Annotated in this window: 3 protein-coding genes; 1 reads left to right on the top strand and 2 read right to left on the bottom strand. The window is 38.8% G+C overall.

Features of this window, described 5'->3' with window-relative positions:
- Positions 1-121: 121 nt before the first annotated feature.
- Positions 122-436 carry an ArsR/SmtB family transcription factor gene (locus ACYQ2O_RS11260; protein ID WP_459771219.1) on the bottom strand — a complete coding sequence of 105 codons (315 nt, stop codon included), beginning with the start codon at positions 434-436 and terminating at the stop codon, positions 122-124.
- Positions 437-618: 182 nt separating this feature from the next.
- Here ACYQ2O_RS11260 and yghU point away from each other — a divergent pair, with 182 nt between their 5' ends.
- Positions 619-1,404, top strand: a complete 786-nt coding sequence (gene yghU, locus ACYQ2O_RS11255; RefSeq protein ID WP_459771218.1) for a glutathione-dependent disulfide-bond oxidoreductase — start codon at positions 619-621, stop codon at positions 1,402-1,404.
- A 114-nt stretch (positions 1,405-1,518) separates the two neighbouring features.
- Here yghU and ACYQ2O_RS11250 read toward each other — a convergent pair whose 3' ends face one another.
- Positions 1,519-2,430: a hypothetical protein gene (locus ACYQ2O_RS11250; protein ID WP_346025176.1), complete on the bottom strand. Its 912-nt coding sequence runs from the start codon at positions 2,428-2,430 to the stop codon at positions 1,519-1,521.
- Positions 2,431-3,303 lie beyond the last annotated feature (873 nt).

Below are 3,303 nucleotides of genomic sequence, written 5' to 3'. Positions count from 1 at the left end.
TTTTCTAGACCATCAAACCAAAACCTGTTTGACGAGATAAATCCAATAGTGCTGTAAAAACCAATCAATTGTATGCTCATTTAAGAGCTATTCCCCCAATTATTCCTTGGAGTTTCCTAGTTCACTCACTTCTTGTAATGCCTGCATACGATTTTCCCCAAAAGCTCTGATAATAAGTAACCCAATCACTTACTTCTTTCAACGGTATAGGATTAAGTTGATAGTGAGTCTCTCGCCCCACCTTAGACTTTTTAACTAGATCAGCCTCCCATAGAATGGTCAGATGCTTTGTGACAGCTGTTCTTCCCATATCAAAGTGCACTGTCAGCTTATATAGAGGGACAGCTTCGGATTCTGACAGTATGTGTATTAATTCTCTTCTAGTCGGATCAGCAATAGCTTCAAACACATTCCTGCTTTTCATTTTATCTGTCATAGTATCCTCCTTCTTAAATGAGACACCAAAAAGTGTCTTATGATCATCCGAATTATACGACACCTTTTAGTGTCCTGTCAAGCGGTACTTCTCACTAATTTGTGTCCTGTTATTATGTGATATTCTTGTTTAATACAGCAATAATAGTATACTTAATATAAATTGAGTAAGGAGCGGATACTATGTCAGAATACGATGTTCCAAAAGTTTGGGAATGGAATAAAGATGAAAAGAATCAGTTCGGGAATCAGCCGGTCGCAGGAAGTCGCTTTGAACAGACACTTCCCGTCGGAGAGGCACCCTTACAAGTTTACTCATTGGGCACACCTAACGGACAGAAAGTTGCGATCATGCTGGAAGAACTGAAAGATGCCGGTGCTCAATGTGCCGATTATGACCTATACTTAATTAATATTGGTGAAGGTGATCAGTTCGGAAGTGACTTTGTCGCAATCAATCCCAATTCCAAAATACCAGCCATGATGGACTACTCTTTGGATAAGCCCCTGCGTGTGTTTGAGTCTGTCAATATCCTATTATATCTTGCGGAAAAATACGGACAGTTTATGCCGGATGATCTAGCCGAAAAAACAGAACTGATGAACTGGCTGTTTTGGCAGACAGGAGCAGCCCCTTATGTCGGCGGTGGATTCGGACATTTCTATCACTACGCGCCAACTAAACAGGAGTACCCGATCAATCGCTTTACGATGGAAACGAAACGTCAGCTTGACTTGCTCGACAGACATTTGGCTGATAAGGATTACATCAATGGGGACACCTATTCCATTGCAGATATGGCAATCTGGCCTTGGTACGGCCGTCTGATCCAGGGCAAACTGTACGGTAATGCAGCAGAATTCCTGAAAGCAGATGACTACACTCACTTGAAAGAATGGGCAGATCGTATTGGCGAAAGACCAGCAGTCAAACGTGCGCTTGATTTGGATTACAAAGCTATTAAATAACATCTCAGATAAATAGAACCCCTCGAGCAGACGACTTTATGGTCAAGTCTGCTCGAGGGGTTTTTGAAGATTCTTCTTAAAGATTTTATCTTATCCGATGGACTCTCTCCTTTTTCATGTATTAATTAGTATAAGCGCGATGATGGTCATGGCAATCGCCAGCTGATTCTTGGCTGCAATCTTTTCTTTATATATAAGTAAGCCACCCAAATTGATCAGGACAATGCTTCCCGCACTGTACATTGGAAAGGCCACTGAAGTTTTCACAGTTCCCAGAGACATGATCAAGAAGTAGGAAGAAAACAAATTAGGAATGCCGACCGCAAAACCAATCAGAATGTCCTTATATGTCGCTTTCCCCTTAATATGTAGGATATAAGTCACACTGATGATAAAAGCGACGAAAAATACAGCAAAGAGAAATATATCCTTATACTCATTTAAAGCATACTGTTGATAGATTTTATTGAAGAATTCTGCCATACCTCCAAATAAGAATAGAAGCAGTAAAGCCGGCTTAAAATCAAGTGTCTTGATGGAACGCTTAGATAAATTGACCACAACGATTGCGACGAGTGATATCAGAATCCCGATCCACTGAACCGCTGTAGGATATTCCCTCCAGATGAGAATAGAAAAGATCATAGGAATCAGTATGCCCAGCTTTGCTATCGTACCGGATATCCCCACCCCATTGTCCTTTACGCTCTTCTGATAGTAGACAAAGGACAAGAAAAAGAATAGCCCGGCTATACTCCCTACAAGTATCCCCCATATTACACTTGCATAAGGAGAAAAAAGATTCGACTCATTGCCTGACAGTATGGACACCTCGTCAATAAAAGCCCCTTCCCTGTTCACACCAGATAAGAGTCTCTGGTACATGATCATGACCAGACTCGTGACACTGGCAAAAAAATAATTGGCACTTGTAATGACATATCTGTTCGTTAACGTATTTTCAGTGTATTTGAATATAAGTGCAATAGCTGCACTACATATGATTGCTAAGGATAAATAACCCATAGTTCCCCCTGAGACTCGTTTTTCAATTTATAATAGTTTAGTGCTATTTTTAAGTATAACACTTGAGGGATCTCTTCTATCAGAACTTTTCCAAGAAGCAGACAATAAATATTAGTCATTGGTATAGCTTTATAATGGGAAAAAGATTATTATCAAGTCATCGGAAAATAACCGACAATGTTTGTAAATTCTAAAAAGAAGGTGTTCAATGAAAACCGAGTTAAGATATACTCTATGGATATTGTTTAATCTGATTATAGCTTTCGGTTACATATTTTTGTTTCTCCGTTATGACAATGCTCTTTCTGATGTACTGCTGTTCTATCTTTTGATACACCCACTATTCAGTTTAATTATCAGTATATATGCTTTCAAAAAGATCAAGACTGAGAACAGGTCTTTTAAACCTGCTGGAAAACTATTAATTATCAGTTTGTTAGTGATCAGTTCATATGTAAACTACTCCTACTTTTTCTCTGACAAGATGGGGACAATGACGACGACATACAGCATTATAGACAAGTCAACTGATCAGGATAGTAACCAGATAACAGTATTCGATAGGTCATTTAATACTGAATTGCACTAGTGTTGCATAAAACTTAGAATAAATGATTTTCATACATTGTTACTTTCATCACAAGTAATTTTCGTTAAAATTTCCAAAAAAGTCAATTGCTGGCGCAAGGGATGACTTTTTCCAGAAATTTTTAGGGTTATTCAGTTGTGGATTAGTCCATTTGTACTCTCTTTCACTTAACCAGGGGCGAACGATTCTTTGAAATACGCAAACGGTTCATACTGTAACGCTCTGATTTGTCTCAAAACAGTGAAGAGGCTTGATTTCAAGCGTAATTCCAGTTTCATCAGTAA

Source organism: Alkalibacterium sp. m-11 (genome assembly GCF_054658155.1).
Note: the sequence above shows the minus strand (reverse complement) of the source record. Positions and strands in the feature narration are given on the sequence as shown.

What these genes read in the sequence shown, in the direction of transcription:
- ACYQ2O_RS11260 (WP_459771219.1), bottom strand. Translation starts at nt 436, where the DNA reads ATGACAGATAAAATGAAAAGCAGGAATGTGTTTGAAGCTATTGCTGAT.
- yghU (WP_459771218.1), top strand. Translation starts at nt 619, where the DNA reads ATGTCAGAATACGATGTTCCAAAAGTTTGGGAATGGAATAAAGATGAA.
- ACYQ2O_RS11250 (WP_346025176.1), bottom strand. Translation starts at nt 2,430, where the DNA reads ATGGGTTATTTATCCTTAGCAATCATATGTAGTGCAGCTATTGCACTT.